The organism is Streptomyces sp. CA-249302 (assembly GCF_050936785.1).
Classification (GTDB): Bacteria; Actinomycetota; Actinomycetes; order Streptomycetales; family Streptomycetaceae; genus Streptomyces.
Map to the genome: position 1 here is coordinate 403,139 of NZ_JBNJMG010000001.1, position 14,697 is coordinate 417,835.

A 14,697-nucleotide genomic window follows, 5' to 3' on the forward strand; every position below is an offset into this window, starting at 1 on the left:
GCGCCTCGACCACAAGGCACTCCCGAAAGGCAACACCCCATGAATACTGTGCACTTCACTGCGGAGACCCCCCGCCGCCGGCCCCGGGCGGGCACCCCTGGTGCTGATGGGCCACGGCGGCGGCAACCACCGCAAGTCACCGGCCATGGTCGGCCGGGCTCGGCTCCTGGTGACCGGCGCCGGTTTCCACGTGGCCTGCATCGACGCCCCGGGGCACGGCGGCCGGCCCCGGACGGCTTACGACGAGCAGGAGATCGCCGCGATGCAGCAGGCGATGGCGGCGGGTGAGCCCGTCGGCGAGATCGTCGTCCGCTACAACGCCCACCTCGCCGAGCGCGCGCTACCCGAGTGGCAGACGGCCCTGGACGCCCTCCAGCAGCTGCCGGAGATCGGCGCCGACGGGCCAGTCGGCTATTTCGGTCTGAACATGGGCACGGCGACCGGTGTGCCGTTCGTGGCGGCCGATCCCAGGATCACCGCCGCGGTGTTCGGCCTCCACTGGCCCGATGCGCTGGCCGAGTCGGCGCAGCAGATCACCATCCCGGTCGAGTACCTGCTTCAGTGGGACGACGAGCACATCGCGCGCGAGTCCGGTCTCGCGCTGTTCGACGCCTTCGCCTCGAAGGAGAAGACGCTGCGCGCCAACTCGGGCGCCCACAAGGAACTGCCCAGGTTCGAGTCCGACAACGCGGTCCGCTTCTTCGTCCACCATCTCGGCCAGGCCGCGGCGGCGCAGGTCTGACGCCCTGCGCCGATGGACGACCGCGACCGTGGCCGACGAGGCGAGGGCGGCCCAGTGGATCGCGGTCCAGCAGGAGGGGTGGGAGGCGGGACGCCGGTTCGCGTACGCCGTCGTAGAAGCTCAATCCGCGGATCCCAGGGGCCGGTTGGCGGGTCACATGGTGCTCAAGATCGTCAAACCGGGGACAGGGTCCGCCGAGGTCGGCTACTGGACCGCGGCGCACGCGCGCGGTCGCGGAGTGGCGCCGCGGGCCCTGGAGGCGCTCACCGAATGGGCCTTCACCGGCTTCCCCGGCGAGACACTGACCCGCCTCGAACTCCTCCACCAGGTGGACAACGCGGCATCCTGCCGGGTCGCGCAGAAGTCAGGGTACCAACTGGCCGCGATCCTGCCCGCGGCGCCACCCGCCTATCCCGATGCCGGCCATGTGCACATCCGGACGCGCGAGCTCTGAACCGGCCTCCCGTCCTGCGCGCCTAGACGGCCGACAGGGGATGCCCCTCGCCGGAACCAGTAAGGGCCGCGTCGATCGCGAGCCGATACAGGCCCGTCGGGCGGCCCTTCCGGTGGGTCTGGGTGCAGCCCTCCGAGGTGATCAGGCCGTGGGCGTGGAGTTTGCGGATCAGGCGGCGGCCACTGGGATCGGTGATGGTCATCGCGTCGGCGAGTTCACTCGGGGTGACCGGGCGTCCGGCCAGGTCGTGTTCGATGGCGGCCAGTCTTGACAACGTTGCCGGGCTCAGGCCGATCGTCCGGGCGAGTTCGCGCATACGGTCGTCCTGTTCGCGGCAGGACGGGCTCGGCTGCTGTCCTCCCGGCCCCATCGGGCCGATCACCAGTCCGCCGTCCTCCATCAGATAGCCGCACGGCCGGTTCTCCGACTCGGCGCGGCCGACGGCCCGTTCGGCGAGCAGCACCGAGGAACGGGCCGACGCCCCCACGCCGAAGCCGGCCGCCACCTCCACGCCGAGTGCCTCCTGGGCCCGGCCCAGTACGGGGAGGACCAGCCAGTCGCGGGTCAGGCGCTCGAACAGCGTCCGGCGTCCGAGGGCCACGACGCCGCGCCGGCCCCGGTCCTCGATCCAGGCGTCGGCGAGTTCGGGCGTGGCCCGCAGGAGACGTAGCAGACCCGTGCGGCTGCGCTCCAAGTCACCCGATTGGCCAGGTCCGTTGAGGCGGAAGATGCCCGCCGCGAACGCCGCCGCGCCCGCCCGCTCGGAGCGGATGCGCAGCGCCAGCTCGTGGAGTTCCGCGCGGATGCTGGACGGGGTGGGCGAGCCGTTCAGCACCCGCAGGGTTCCGCGCAGCTGCCGTAGCACCGCCGTGCGTGCGGTGATGACGTAACCCTCACCGTCTTCGAGCGACCGGTGGTGGAAGGCGCAGATCTCGTCGATGGTCTGGTCGTCGGCGTACGGCAGACAGCTGGCGCGGGTGCGGTCCAGGTGCACCGACTCCGTGACCTCGGAGACGACTTCGTGGTCGAAGGTGTCGATGCTGACCGGAACCGGCTGCCAACCGCGGGCCTGCGCCTGTGACAAGGCGAGGGCCAGGTCGAGGGCGGAGCTGCGGATGACGGCGACGGGGAGGCTGCGGGCGAGGAGGTCACGGCAGGCGCGATACGGGACGGCACCCAACAGCAGCCCGTCCAGGCCGTGTCCGTCGACCAGGCGTCGGACGCGGGGGCGGATCTCCTGCTCGTGCCCGTAGGTGACCCACTTCAACGAGATCCCGGACAGCGGTTCGACGGCCTCCTCGAAGACCCCGCGGCGGCTCGCGTGAACGACCACTCCGATCGACGGACTCACCTTCCACCACCCTTCACGGCGACGAAGCTCAGCGATAGCAGGTGGTGACGCCCGGGCGCCAGGGGCAGGCGATCCCGGCGAAGCCGCCGCCCGCGACGACGTCGACGCTCAACTTCTCTCCACCGTGCAGGACTTGGCGGTCCTGGACGAGTCCGTCGGCGCCGTCCCGGACGGTCTCGACGAGCCAGCGACCGGGTCCGATGGCCAGCGGGACCTCGGCGGTGCGGGCGGCTCCGGCGTACACCCCGCCCAGGAACCAGCGGTCGCCGCTGCGGCGGGCGAGGACGGCCTCCTGTCCGGGCTTTCCGGCGAGCAGCCGGGTGTCGTCCCAGGCGGCGGGGACCTGGTCGAAGAAGGCGCGGGCCAGCGGCCGGGCGTCGTACGACTCGGGGGTGCCCGCGAACATCTGGAGACCCGACTCGTAGGCGACGGTGAGGCCGACCTCGGCCGCGTCGGAGTTGGGGCGCAGGCCGACGCGCTGGAAGGCGCCGGGGGTGAAGTCCATGGAGCCGATGACGTTGCGGGTGAAGGGCAGGGTGGTGAGGTGGACGGCGGTGTTGGTGCGCTTCTCCTCGCCGCCGACGCCCTCCAGGGTCATCACCTGGGGCCAGGTGCGCTGGATGCCCTTGGGGATCGTCGAGCCGTGGAAGTCGACCATGAGGTGGTGGTCGGCCGTGTCCTTGAGGATGGCGTCGTACCACTGGAGCATGGGCTGTGCCTCGGAGTTCATGAAGTCGATCTTCACGCCCTTGACGCCCCAGCGTTCCAGGGTGCGCAGCCACTGGGCGCGTTCCTCGGGTGTGTCGAGGTCGCGCTGGTGGATCCAGACGACGATGCCGACGCCCTTGGCCCGTGCGTAGTCGACGAGTTGGGGCAGCCAGCTGTCGGTCTGCCAGTTCGGGTCGGTGGTGTCCCACTCGTCGCTCTTGAAGTACCAGCCGGCGTCGACGGCTTCGTACGGCCAGCCCCGCTCGGCGGCATAGTCGACGTAGGCCTTCTGCGCGGCGAGGCTCTGGCCGGCCTCCTTGCCGCCGGCGAGCCAGGTCCACAGCACGGTGCCGGGACGGATCCAGGAGGTGTCGCGGACCTTGGAGGCCGGGGCGAGGTCGTCGGTGAAGGTGGAGCGGGTGACGGTGGCGAGGTCGCCGGTGACCATCGCCCGCCAGGGGGTGGTGAGTCGGCCGTCGGTGTGGACGCGGTCGTCGGCGAGCTTGATGCGGTAGGTGCCGGTGCCCTGGTCGTGGGCGAGCCGGGCGCCGGAGTAGGCGCCGGTGAGGTCGGACTCGGCGAGCAGGGTGTACCCGCCGTCGGTGGCGAACAGCGCCTGGTCGGAGTACTCGCCGGTGGGGGCGGTGGCCGCGGTGTACTGGTTGAACTGGCCCTCGTTGTCGACCCGGTAGGTACCGAGCCACGCGCTCGCGTCCGGCGGCAGGTTGAACGCGGAGCTCTCGCCGAGGACATCGCCGTACCCGGCGGGGAGGACATAGCGGTAGGCGACACCGTCGGCGGAGGCTCGGACGACGAGGTCGAGCCGGGCGCCGGCGGCCGTGGCGAACGACAACCGGGTCTCGTTCATACGGACTTGACGGTCCAGGCGCTTGCCGGACTTCGTCCGGTACCGCTCCTCGACGAGCCGGTCCTTGCGGTGCAGGAAGTGCAAGTCCTTGGAGAGGTCGGCCTGTTGGGTGACGATTCCGACGGGTGACGGCTCGATGACGGTACGGCCGCCGCGGGACACGGAGAGGCTCAGTGCGCCGGTGGTGTCGTCGAGGGAGACCCGTGCGAGCGGTTCGTGTGCGGCCGCGGCACGCTCGGGGCCGGAGAGGGACCAGACGTGTTCGGGGGAAGTGTCGCTCTGGCCGGCCCGCGCCGGCCCGGTCGTACAGAGTGTGGCCGCCAGCCCGGCGCAGAGCGCGGCGACCGCGGTCCTGATCGGAACCGCCATGTGAAGCCTCCCGTGTTGACGTGCCGAACCGGACGGATCATCGATACATCGGGTGTATCGGGGAACCTAGACATGCCTTGTACGCCTGTCAACAGTCCTGGAGTCTCCCCAATCACGCCCAACTCCTTGACTCCTCCGATGTCTTGGGGTTCTCTGCGTTCGCCGTCCACTCACTCACCGGAAAGGGCGAGACGCGATGAACAGGAGATCGGTCTTACGAACCGGGGCGGGCCTGCTGGCGGGCGGTGCCGCGCTCGCACTGCCGTGCACCGCGCAGGCCGCCGCGGCCGCGGACCCGACCGACGGCTGGACGCGGACCTCGTTCACGTACAGCTGGCAGAAGCCCTGGAACCTCGACCTCAGCGACCGGCACAGCTCCAGCGGCGGCGTCGACCGCATGTGGGTGTACGCCACCGACGAACCCTTCGAGGAGGGCAGCTCCACCGACCCGCGCACCGAGATGCGCTGGAAGGTCGACTACACCACCGGGGACCACATGTGGGACGCCGACGTGTACCTCCCGTCCGGCACCGACGGGGCGTCCTTCGTCCAGATCCTGCGCAGCGTGCATCCCTCGGGCACGCCGGCCACCGACATCATGCTCAATGTGTACGACACCGGGGGCGGGACCGTGCGGCGCTACGACGGCACGGTGCTCAGGACCAACGCGTACGACACCTGGTTCAACGTCAAGATCGCCCATGCCGCGAGCAGTGGGACCGGCACGGTCAAGGTCTACCTCGACGACGCCCTCGCCCTGACGGTCGCCGACCGGGGTCCGGCGACCCGCTACTTCAAGAACGGCGTGTACAACCACGGCTCGGGCCGGGCCGAGGCGCGCTTCCGCAACATCCGCTACTGGACTCGCTGAGGGGGCTCCGAGCTCCCGAACCGTGCCGGGAACCCTGGCGCCCAGGTGGACGTTTTCCGGACAACCCCACCAGGGGGCGGACACTGCACACACCAGGGCGGCGGCATGAGCGAGTTGGTCCCCGGGGGCAACATGCCCCTTCCGGGCGGCGCCGTGACCGTCCGGGTGCCCGGACCCTTCGACGTGTCCGCGCTGATCACGGACGACGGCGGCAAGGTCCGGGGCGACGCCGACTTCGTCTTCTACAACCAGCCCTCGGCCCCGGGCGCCCGCCTCGACGGCGACACCCTCACCGTCGACCCGACGAGGCTGCGCCCGGGAGCCACCCGGCTCACGGTGGTCGTCAGCCCGGCCGACCCCGGCACTCCCCTGGGCCGCCTGCCCGCACCCACCCTCCAGGTCACCGGACCGGGCGGTCGCCCCCTCGCCCGGTTCGCGCCGCCGCGACCGCAGCAGGAGACGGTGCTGCTGCTCGCGGAGATCTACCGGCGGGGCGACAGCTGGAAGCTGCGGGCCCTGGGGCAGGGGTACGCGGACGGACTCGCCGGCATCGCACGGGACTTCGGGGTCGACGTCATCGACGACGGGGCCGGGTCACCGGGGTCGCCGGGGCAAGGTCGCGGGGCCGGGGCAGTGGCGCCGCCGGCCCAAGGTGCCGGGGCCGCGCCCTCGGGGCGACGGACTCCGACGCCCCGCCCCGTCATCCCGGCGCCGCGGACACCCGGGCTCGGCTCGGCGCCCCCAGCGCGCAGCCCTTACCTTGCGTCCCCCGCACCATCTGCACACGGCCCCCGGCCCCACTCCCCCACAGCGCCCCCTCCCGACCCGCGGCTCCTGCCCGGCACGGCTGCCTCGCACCCATCCCCGTCCCCCGACCACGGCGGCTTCCTCGGCCCGGTCAACTCCGCCCGCACCAGGGCCGGTTCCGGCCCGGTCTCGCTCGACGCCCGCCTCATGGCCGCCGCCCATGCGCACGCCGCCGCCATGGCCGCAGTGGGCCATCTCGGCGTCGAGAGCGCGGACGGCGTCTCGGTCTACCAGCGGGTCACGGCCGCCGGATACGCGTACATCACCGTCGGCGAGCACCTGGTCTCCGGGCCGCGCACGCCCGCCGAGTTCGTCGAGTACTGCCTGCGCAACGAGCAGCCCCGGCGGACCCTGCACGACCCGGCCTTCGTCCACGCCGGTCTGGGGCAGGTCGCCGACCCCCGCTCCGGCGACATGTTCTGGACGGCGCTGTGGGCCACCCCTTCGGTCCCGCTGACCTGGCCCGCACGGCGACCGAAGTCGTCGACCTCACCAACGGGGAGCGCGCCAGGGCGGCCGGTCTGCCTCCGCTGGCCGTCGACCCGGTGCTCACCACGGCCGCGCAGGCGCACAGTGCCGACATGGTGGCCCGCGCCTTCTACTCCCACACCTCCCCCGAGGGCAGCCAGCCGTGGGACCGGGCGGCGCGCGCGGGCTCCACCCGTCGCTCGATCGGCGAGAACATAGCCTGCGGCCAGCGCTCCCCCGCCGAGGTCGTGGAGGGCTGGATGAACAGCCCGGGCCACCGGGCCAACATCCTCAAGCCCGACTTCACCCACATCGGCATCGGCTTCGCGGGCGGCGGCGCGGCCGGAACGTACTGGACCCAACTCTTCGGCGCCTGAAGGCCGGAGACCGTCCGGACCGCCCCGACGACCACTCTCGTCCGCGATCTTGGCGGAATGACTTCGTCCGGGCCAGGATGCCCGCATGAAGGGTTCCCTCTTTTCCAGTGAGCACATGGTCCAGCCGGCCGCACAGCCGGGCATGACCGTCGAGAACGCCAAGTGCATCAAGTACGCCGTGAACGGCGAGATGCTCGCCCGCCAGGGCGCGATGATCGCCTACCGCGGCAACCTCCAGTTCGAGCGCAAGGGCCAGGGCGTGGGCGGCATGCTCAAGCGCGCGGTCACCGGGGAGGGCCTCCCGCTCATGACCGTGCGCGGGCAGGGCGAGGCCTGGTTCGCGCACGAGGCGCAGAACTGTTTCATCGTGGACGTCGACCCGGGCGACGAGTTCACCGTCAACGGCCGCAACGTGCTGTGTTTCGACGCCTCGTTGTCGTACAGGATCTCCACCGTCAAGGGCGCCGGCATCGCGGGCGGCGGCCTGTTCAACAGCGTCTTCACCGGACAGGGCCGGCTGGGGCTGGTGTGCGAGGGCAACCCGCTGGTCATCCCGGTCTCGCCGCAGTACCCGGTGTTCGTCGACACGGACGCGGTGGTCGGCTGGACGGCCGGTCTGCAGACCTCCCTGCACCGTTCGCAGTCCATCGGCTCGATGCTGCGCGGCGGCTCCGGCGAGGCCGTGCAGCTGATGCTTCAGGGCGAGGGGTACGTCGTCGTACGGCCGAGCGAGGCCACGCCGCAGAAGGCCCAGCAGCACTGAGAGCCTGTCTTCGAGCCCTCGGCACGTGATCTGCGACTCACGAGCAACCTCTCGACAACACATGACGTCTTGATCGGCAACAGGTGACGCCCTGGCCCCCACCAAGGGTCAGGGCCTAATTTTCGACGCTCTATACACACCATGTATACATGCGGTGCATACGCTCCATGTATACACAGTGTGTATACGGACCGAAAGGGATCCATGTACGGCAAGGCATTCGCCCCTGAGTATCAGGGCGCCCTCACCACCCTGTCCGTGAACTCCTCGCTGACCGACGTACTCGCCGCCGGGACAAGGGAGTTGAAGGCCGCCGAGCGGGCCGGCCGGACCGGGGAGGCGGCGCGGTCCGGGCTCGCGGTGGCCGAGGCCCATCGCAGGCTGGGGCAGATCGGGGACGCCGACCGGGCCTGGAAGGCGAGCTATCGCGCCGCCCGGGCGGCCGGGGACACGGCGGCGATGGCCTGGGCGCTGTGGAGCGGCGGCACCCTGGCCCGGCAGCGCGGCGCCTTCGCGCTGGCCCGGCGGCTGCTCGGGCTCGCGGCCGAACTCGGCGAACTGGGCAGCGACGTCGTCGTACGCGGCTACTCGCTGGCGGGTCTCGCCGAGACGGGCCGTATCCAGGGCGACTACGAGGCCGTCGCCAGGCTGCACGAGCAACTGCTGGCCGAGGCCCGGCGGCGCGGCGAGGCGCGGCACACGGTGTGGGCTCTGGAGGGCATCGCGCAGATCCACCGCAACACCGGCCGCTTCGACACGGCCTACGCGCTGTTCGAGGAGGCGGCCGAGATCGCCGCGCGCGCCGAGGACCGGCGCGGCCACGCCTGGGCACTGCGTGGCCTCGCCGATGTCGTCTCGGTGCGGGACGGCGACACCGAGCGGGCGCTCGCGCTGCTGTCCGAGGCGGAGACGACCTGCCGGGCGATGAGGCTGTCCAGCGCTCTGGCCTACAACCACAAGATGCGCGGCAACGTCCTGTACCGGGCCGGGCGTTACACCGAGGCGCGGGACCTGTACGAGCAGGCGCTGGCGGAGTTCCGGGCGATGCGCGAGCCGCGCGGCGAGGCCCTGTCGAGGCTCGGGCTGGCCAAGTCGCTGGCCCGGCTGGGCCGCGACCGCGCCGAGACCGCGGCCGAACTCGACGAACTGGCCGACGAGTTGGACCGCATCGGATTGCGGCATGCCCGGGAGATGGTGGCGCGGGCACAGGAGGAGTTCGGCGTGGCGGCGGAGGTCGTACGGTGATGACGCTTCCCTCGGTCCTGCGAACACCCACCGATACTCCCCGAGTCCTGCACCGCTGCCGGGAGTTGGTGCGGCCCGCGCTGGTGGAGGCGGTCGGGCGGCTGCATCCGTGGGTGGGTGAGATGGCCGCGTACTCCTTCGGCTGGTGCGAGGTGGGCGGTGCGCCCACCGTCGCGTCCGGCGGAAAGGGGCTGCGCCAGGCGCTGGCCGTGCTCGGGGCGGAGGCAGCCGGCGCGCCAGGATCGGCCGGGGTGCCGGCGGCGGTCGCGGTGGAGCTGGTGCACGCCTTCTCGCTGCTGCACGACGACATCATGGACAGCGACCCGGAGCGCCGCGGTCGCCCCACGGCGTGGAAGGCGTACGGCACGGGACCCGCGGTCCTCGCGGGTGACGCCCTGTTCGCGCTGGCCGTGGAGACGCTCGCCGCGGCTCCGGCGGGGCCGCGGGCCGTGCGGGTGCTGTCGGTGGCACTGGGCGACCTGGTCCGCGGGCAGGCCGACGACCTGCTGTTCGCCACGCGCCCCTGGACCGGGCCGGAACGGGTGCGGCCGCCGGAGTACCGGGCGATGGCCGAGCACAAGACGGGCGCGCTGCTGGGGTGCGCGGCCGCGCTCGGCGCCCTGCTCGGCGGCGCGGAACCGGCCACGGTCGCCGCCCTCGACCGGGCCGGGCGGCATCTGGGAATCGCCTTCCAGATCATGGACGACGTGCTCGGGATCTGGGGCGACCCCGAGGTCACCGGGAAGCCCGTGCACGGTGACCTGCGCGAGCGGAAGAAGACGTACCCGGTGCTGGCCGCGCTCGACTCGCCGACGCCAGAGACCCGGCGGCTGGCCGTGCTGCTGGATCGCGGCGACGCGCCGGCGGAGGCGGCCGAGCTGATCGAGACGGTGGGCGGCCGGTCGACGGCACTCGCGGAAGCCCGGCGGCACATCACCGCCGTGGAGGCGGCTCTCGCCGAGGTTCCGCTGGAGGGACGGGCCGGCGACGAGCTGCGGGCCCTGCTGAGCTACCTGCTGCGGCGCGACGTCTGACGTATCGCCGGATGTCCTTGCCCTCCTCGTCGCCGCAGGTCGCCACGGCGGGTCGCGGGCCACCGACGCACGATCAGCGCGGCGGGTCGCAAATCGCCGCCGGGCGGTCCGGACCTCGGCTCACAGCTCACCCGCGCACGATCGGCACCGCAAGCCGCAAAGTCGCCGCCACGCAGTCCGCACCGCGACCCACAGGTCACCCGCCCACGATCGGCACCGCGTGTCGCAAGTCGCCGCCGCCCGGTCCGCACCGCGAGTCTCAGGTCGCCGGGGCGTGGTCGGCGCCCCTGTGGGCCGTGCGTATCCGGTTTGACCTCGGCCGTCCCCCGCGTCAGGGTGCGAATGGTGCGGTCCGTCACCCGTGCCGGAAGGTGAGTGCCTTGATCGGGATCTCCGACGTCGAAGCCGCCGCCGAGCGCATCGCCGGACACGTCGTGCGTACGCCAACGCTGCCCAGTCCCGGCCTGAGCACGCTGCTCGGCGTCCCGGTCACGGTCAAGCTCGAACTGCTCCAGCGCACCGGCTCGTTCAAGTCCCGCGGCGCGACGGCCAAGCTGCTCTCGCTGAGCGAGCGCGAGAAGGCGGCCGGGGTGGTGGCGGTCAGCGGCGGCAATCACGGGATCGCCCTCGCGGTGATGGCCGCGGCCCTCGACGTGAAGGCCACGGTGGTGATGCCGCGCTCGGCGCCCGCGCGGGCCGTCGAGATCGCGGAGGCGGCCGGTGCCTCGGTGCGGATGACCGACGACATGGCCGGGGCGTTCGCGCTCATGACCCGGCTCCAGGAGGAGGGGCTGACGCTGGTCCACCCCTTCGACGACCCCGAGGTGATCGCCGGACAGGGCACCGTCGGACTGGAGTTCGCCGCCGACGCCGGGGAGCTGACCGACGTCCTGGTCAGTGTCGGGGGCGGCGGGCTGATCGCCGGTGTGGCGACGGCGCTGCGGGCCCTGCGGCCGGAGGTGCGGATCTGGGGCGTGGAGACCGGGGGCGCCGAGGCCATGTCTCGGGCGCTGGCGGCGGGCGGGCCGGTGCCGGTCGAGCTGTCCTCCATCGTGTCGACGCTCAGCGCGCCGTCCGTGTCCCGGCTGACGTACGACCATGTGTCCGCGCAGGTCGACGAGGTGCTGGTGGTGCCGGACCGGGAGGCGGTGCAGGGCACCCTCGACCTCGCCGAGCACGCCAAGGTGTGGGCCGAGCCGGCCGCCGGCTGTCTGCTGCCCGCGTCCCGCCGGGTCCTCGAACGGGTCGGCGAGGGCGCGCGGCTCGGGCTGGTCGTGTGTGGGGGCAACGCGACGACCGGCGACGTCATGGGGTGGGCGGAGCGCTTCGGGCTGCGCTGAGTTGCTTTCACTGTCCACCTGAATGCCCGGTCCTGAATTGTGGTCAGGTAAAGGGGAGTTCCCCGAATTCGGCGAGGGGCGTGTGAACAAAAGCCGTTGGCCGCCCATGATTTGCGGATCCTTTGAACACACCCCGTCGCACCCCGCGTACCTCTGTGTAAGGAATGAGCCAGGGGTTCAGCGAGGGATGACCATGGTCAAGGCGCATGTCTTCACGCACGAGTTGGTCGCCGGGAGGTACCGGCTCGTGGATGTCGTCCACCGCGAGACGAACCGGGTCTGCTGGTACGGCAAGGACGTCGACGCCCAGCGCCCCTATCTGCTCACCCAGATGACCCTGCCGTCCGACCCGGACGGCGAGAGCGGGATACGGGCGAGCGCCCGCATCATCCGGATGTCCGAGACCATGGGGCTGCTGTGTCCGGGAGCTGTCGCCACGGTCGTGGACGCCGTGGAGCAGGACGGCGCGCTGTGGATCGTCACCGAATGGATCGACGGCACACCGCTCGGTGAACTCCTCGCCCAGCAGGGCACGTTCAACTACGTCCGGGCGGCGCGCATCGGGTTGGAGGTGCTCGACGTGCTGGAGGCGGCGCACGGCGAGGGCATCACGCACGGCGAGCTCAGCCCCGGCCAGGTGTTCGTGCGGGACCGCGGGTCGGTCGTGGTCACCGGGTTCGGACTGGCCGGCGCCACGCTGGCACCCCGGCTGACCGCACCGTCGTACGCCTCCCCCGAACAGGCCCGCGACGAGCGCATCGGCCCGGCGGCGGACCTGTGGGCCCTCGGCGCGATGCTCTACACGATGACCGAGGGACGCCCGCCGTTCCGGGAGCGGGACCGGCCCGAGGCCACGCTCAAGGGCGTCGACCGGCTGCCGCTGCGCGCCCCGCTGCACGCCGGTCCGCTCACCACGACCGTGCAGGGGCTGCTGCGCAAGAACTCCCGGGAGCGGCTGACCCGCCTGGTGGTGCGCGAGGCGCTCACCCGGGTCGTGACCGAGGATCCCGGCGCCCTCGCGGGAGCCGTACCCCGGCCGCGGCTGCGCGGTGTGTACACGGCCGCCGTCCACGCGGCCCCCGGGTGGAGCAGACTGACCATGGCCGCCGGTACCGCGCTGGCCGTGGTCACCGTCGCGGTGGCCGCGCTCGCCGCCACCGATCAACTGCCCGGCCTCGACAAGTCCTCGACCGAATCAGCACCGCGACCGTCCGCGTCAGCCACCGCTTCAACGCCGGGCAACAACACGGACGGCCGGGACACCAGACCGTCGGCATCCGCGTCGCCCACCACCGCCTCCCCGACGGCATCGTTGTCGCCCTCCGCTCCGGCGTCCCCGTCGGCCTCCGCCCTGCCCCCGGGTTTCCACCGCTACACCGCCGCCGAGGGCTTCTCCGTCGCCCTGCCCAAGGGCTGGAAGCGGTTGGAGACCTCGAAGGTGGGCGACCTGTCGACCCGGGTGACCTTCGGCGCGGACGGTGATCCGCGCACCCTGGCGGTCACGTACAGCACCGTCCTGGGCCCCGATCCCGTCGCCATCTGGCGTGACGACGTCGAGCCCGGGCTGGAGCAGGACGCCGGGTTCAAGCAGATCGGGGAGATCAAGGCGACGACGTACCAGGGCCGCAAGGCCGCCGACATGGAGTGGCTCTCCGAGGACGACGGCACTCAGGTCCGCACGTTCGGCCGGGGTTTCCTGCTGGGTGGCGGCCGCGGGTTCTCGCTGCGCTGGACGACTCCGGCCGCCGACTGGAACGACTCCGCGAACCGCCAGGCCCTGGAGACGGTCCTGCGGACCTTCCGGGTGGAGTCAGACTGACGCGCGGGGTGCGCGCATCGCGCGCAGTGGGGGGCTGTGCAGGGGCGTCGTACACCAGCGTGCCGTGAAAGTCCGTTCCGGGAGCGAGCAGCTGACGGTCAGTCGGTGCGGTGTCTCCAGGAACACGAGCTCCACGGCGAGGTTGTCCGCGTCGGCCCAGCCACCGCTCACGGCGACGGGCAGCGGCTCCTCGGCGACGGTCCAACCCCCTTCACCGACCGGCAACTCCAGCGGTCGGCCGTCCTCGGTGAGCGTGCCGGTCCAGCCGTCCGGGCCCGGCCGCACGACGACCGAGGTCAGCTTCGGCTGGTCGACGCACAGGCCCCCGGCCGGGGTGAACTCGGCGCCGGTCCACTCCGATGCGCGCTCCGGCGGGGCGGGCTTGCCTTCGGACGGTGGCAGGGCGAGCAGCGCGAGGCGGTCCCGCAGGGCCGTGTCGTCCGCTTCCCGGCCGAACAGGGGCTCGGGCCCGAAGGCGGGCAGCAGGTGCTCCCAGACCAGGTTCAGCACCTTCTGCATCTGCTCGGTCGCCGCCGTCATGGCGATCACGGCGTCGTGCTCGGGCAGGACGAGACAGAACTGGCCGTAGGCCCCGTCGCCGCGATACCCGTGCCGGGAGCGCCAGAACTGAAAGCCGTAGCCCCGCTGCCAATCCCCCCGGTCCCCCTGGTCTTGCATGGCGCCCTCGGTCGGAATGTGCACGCGGGTCGCCTCGGCCACCCACTCCCGCGACAGCAACCGCTCGCCCTCCCAGACGCCTTCGCCCAGGTACAGCTGGCCGAGGCGGGCGATCGCGTCGGTCGTGCCGTGCAGCCCGGTGAAGCCCAGCTCGAGACCGGACCGGCCGGTCAGCCAGGCCACCTCGCCGATGCCGAGGGGATCGAGCAGCCGGGGCCGCAGATATCCGCTGAGCGACTGTCCGGTGACCCGCTGCACGATGGCGGCGAGCGCGAAAGTGGCGGGCTGGTTGTAGGCGAAGACGGTCCCGGGATCGTGGTCCGGGGGCAGCAGCAGAAACCCCCTGACCGGATGGACGGGGTCGAGCGCGCGGGCCCGGTCGTAGGTCTCCTGCTCGTGCCCGCTGGCCATGGAGGCCACGTGCCGCACCAGCATCGACCGGCTGCGCGGGTCGGTGATGTCGGCCTCGAACTCCGGGAAGTACGAGATCACCGGATCGTCGAAGTCGAGCAGCCCCTCGCCTGCGGCGAGCCCGGCGGCCGTGGCCGTGAAACTCTTGCTCAGCGAGTACAGGAGATGGAGACGGTCCGGGGTGTACGGCGCCCACCAGCCGGAGGCCACGAGACGGCCGTGCCGCAGGATCATCAGACTGTGCGGTTCGATGTCCGGGGCGGCTTCGAGGGCATCGAGGAAGGCGTGGACACCGGCGGCGTCGACGCCCTGGGCGGCGGGGGCGCTGGAAGGCAGCGGGCGGGCGCTCATGACGGCATCCTCTCCCAGGGCCGGCAGCGGAGAAGACGCTG

The 14,697-nt window shown here is 72.1% G+C and carries 10 protein-coding genes and 2 pseudogenes; 9 read left to right on the top strand and 3 right to left on the bottom strand.

Going from position 1 to position 14,697, the window contains the following annotated elements; genetic code table 11:
- Window positions 1-70 precede the first annotated feature (70 nt).
- Together ACQEWB_RS01765 and ACQEWB_RS01770 are read left to right on the top strand one after the other, a co-directional pair.
- A pseudogene (locus tag ACQEWB_RS01765) lies at window positions 71-742 on the top strand (alpha/beta hydrolase); the annotation flags it as partial.
- The gene (locus tag ACQEWB_RS01770; RefSeq protein ID WP_432843597.1) at window positions 711-1,196 is read left to right on the top strand and encodes a GNAT family N-acetyltransferase; all 486 of its coding nucleotides are present in this window, start codon (window positions 711-713) and stop codon (window positions 1,194-1,196) included. The pseudogene ACQEWB_RS01765 and the gene ACQEWB_RS01770, both read left to right, overlap by 32 nt.
- Window positions 1,197-1,218: 22 nt before the next feature.
- On the opposite strand, the gene ACQEWB_RS01775 is transcribed toward ACQEWB_RS01770, so the two are convergent.
- On the bottom strand, window positions 1,219-2,547 hold the full coding sequence (locus ACQEWB_RS01775; RefSeq protein WP_432826263.1) for a MarR family transcriptional regulator: 1,329 nt from the start codon (window positions 2,545-2,547) through the stop codon (window positions 1,219-1,221).
- Window positions 2,548-2,575: 28 nt separating this feature from the next.
- Window positions 2,576-4,492, bottom strand: coding sequence for a glycoside hydrolase family 97 catalytic domain-containing protein (locus ACQEWB_RS01780; RefSeq protein WP_432826265.1), 1,917 nt, complete (start codon window positions 4,490-4,492; stop codon window positions 2,576-2,578).
- Between the two features lie 196 nt (window positions 4,493-4,688).
- Here ACQEWB_RS01780 and ACQEWB_RS01785 point away from each other — a divergent pair, with 196 nt between their 5' ends.
- The 7 genes and pseudogenes from ACQEWB_RS01785 (at window position 4,689) to ACQEWB_RS01815 (ending at window position 13,216) form a co-directional block, all read left to right on the top strand.
- Window positions 4,689-5,363, top strand: a complete 675-nt coding sequence (locus ACQEWB_RS01785; RefSeq protein ID WP_432826267.1) for a polysaccharide lyase family 7 protein — start codon at window positions 4,689-4,691, stop codon at window positions 5,361-5,363.
- 105 nt (window positions 5,364-5,468) lie between these two features.
- A pseudogene (locus ACQEWB_RS01790) lies at window positions 5,469-7,015 on the top strand (CAP domain-containing protein).
- An 85-nt stretch (window positions 7,016-7,100) separates the two neighbouring features.
- A complete protein-coding gene (locus ACQEWB_RS01795; RefSeq protein WP_432826269.1) occupies window positions 7,101-7,778 on the top strand; it encodes an AIM24 family protein in 678 nt (225 codons plus the stop codon).
- Between the two features lie 204 nt (window positions 7,779-7,982).
- Window positions 7,983-9,023, top strand: a complete 1,041-nt coding sequence (locus tag ACQEWB_RS01800; RefSeq protein WP_432826271.1) for a tetratricopeptide repeat protein — start codon at window positions 7,983-7,985, stop codon at window positions 9,021-9,023.
- Window positions 9,023-10,057, top strand: coding sequence for a polyprenyl synthetase family protein (locus tag ACQEWB_RS01805; RefSeq protein ID WP_432826273.1), 1,035 nt, complete (start codon window positions 9,023-9,025; stop codon window positions 10,055-10,057). The genes ACQEWB_RS01800 and ACQEWB_RS01805 overlap by 1 nt, the downstream gene beginning before the upstream one ends.
- Before the next feature lie 380 nt (window positions 10,058-10,437).
- Window positions 10,438-11,397: a threonine/serine dehydratase gene (locus tag ACQEWB_RS01810; protein ID WP_432826275.1), complete on the top strand. Its 960-nt coding sequence runs from the start codon at window positions 10,438-10,440 to the stop codon at window positions 11,395-11,397.
- 187 nt (window positions 11,398-11,584) lie between these two features.
- Window positions 11,585-13,216: a serine/threonine protein kinase gene (locus ACQEWB_RS01815; RefSeq protein ID WP_432826277.1), complete on the top strand. Its 1,632-nt coding sequence runs from the start codon at window positions 11,585-11,587 to the stop codon at window positions 13,214-13,216.
- Here ACQEWB_RS01815 and ACQEWB_RS01820 read toward each other — a convergent pair.
- The gene (locus ACQEWB_RS01820; RefSeq protein WP_432826279.1) at window positions 13,208-14,656 is read right to left on the bottom strand and encodes a serine hydrolase domain-containing protein; all 1,449 of its coding nucleotides are present in this window, start codon (window positions 14,654-14,656) and stop codon (window positions 13,208-13,210) included. The two genes, ACQEWB_RS01815 and ACQEWB_RS01820, sit on opposite strands and share 9 nt — an antisense overlap.
- Window positions 14,657-14,697 lie beyond the last annotated feature (41 nt).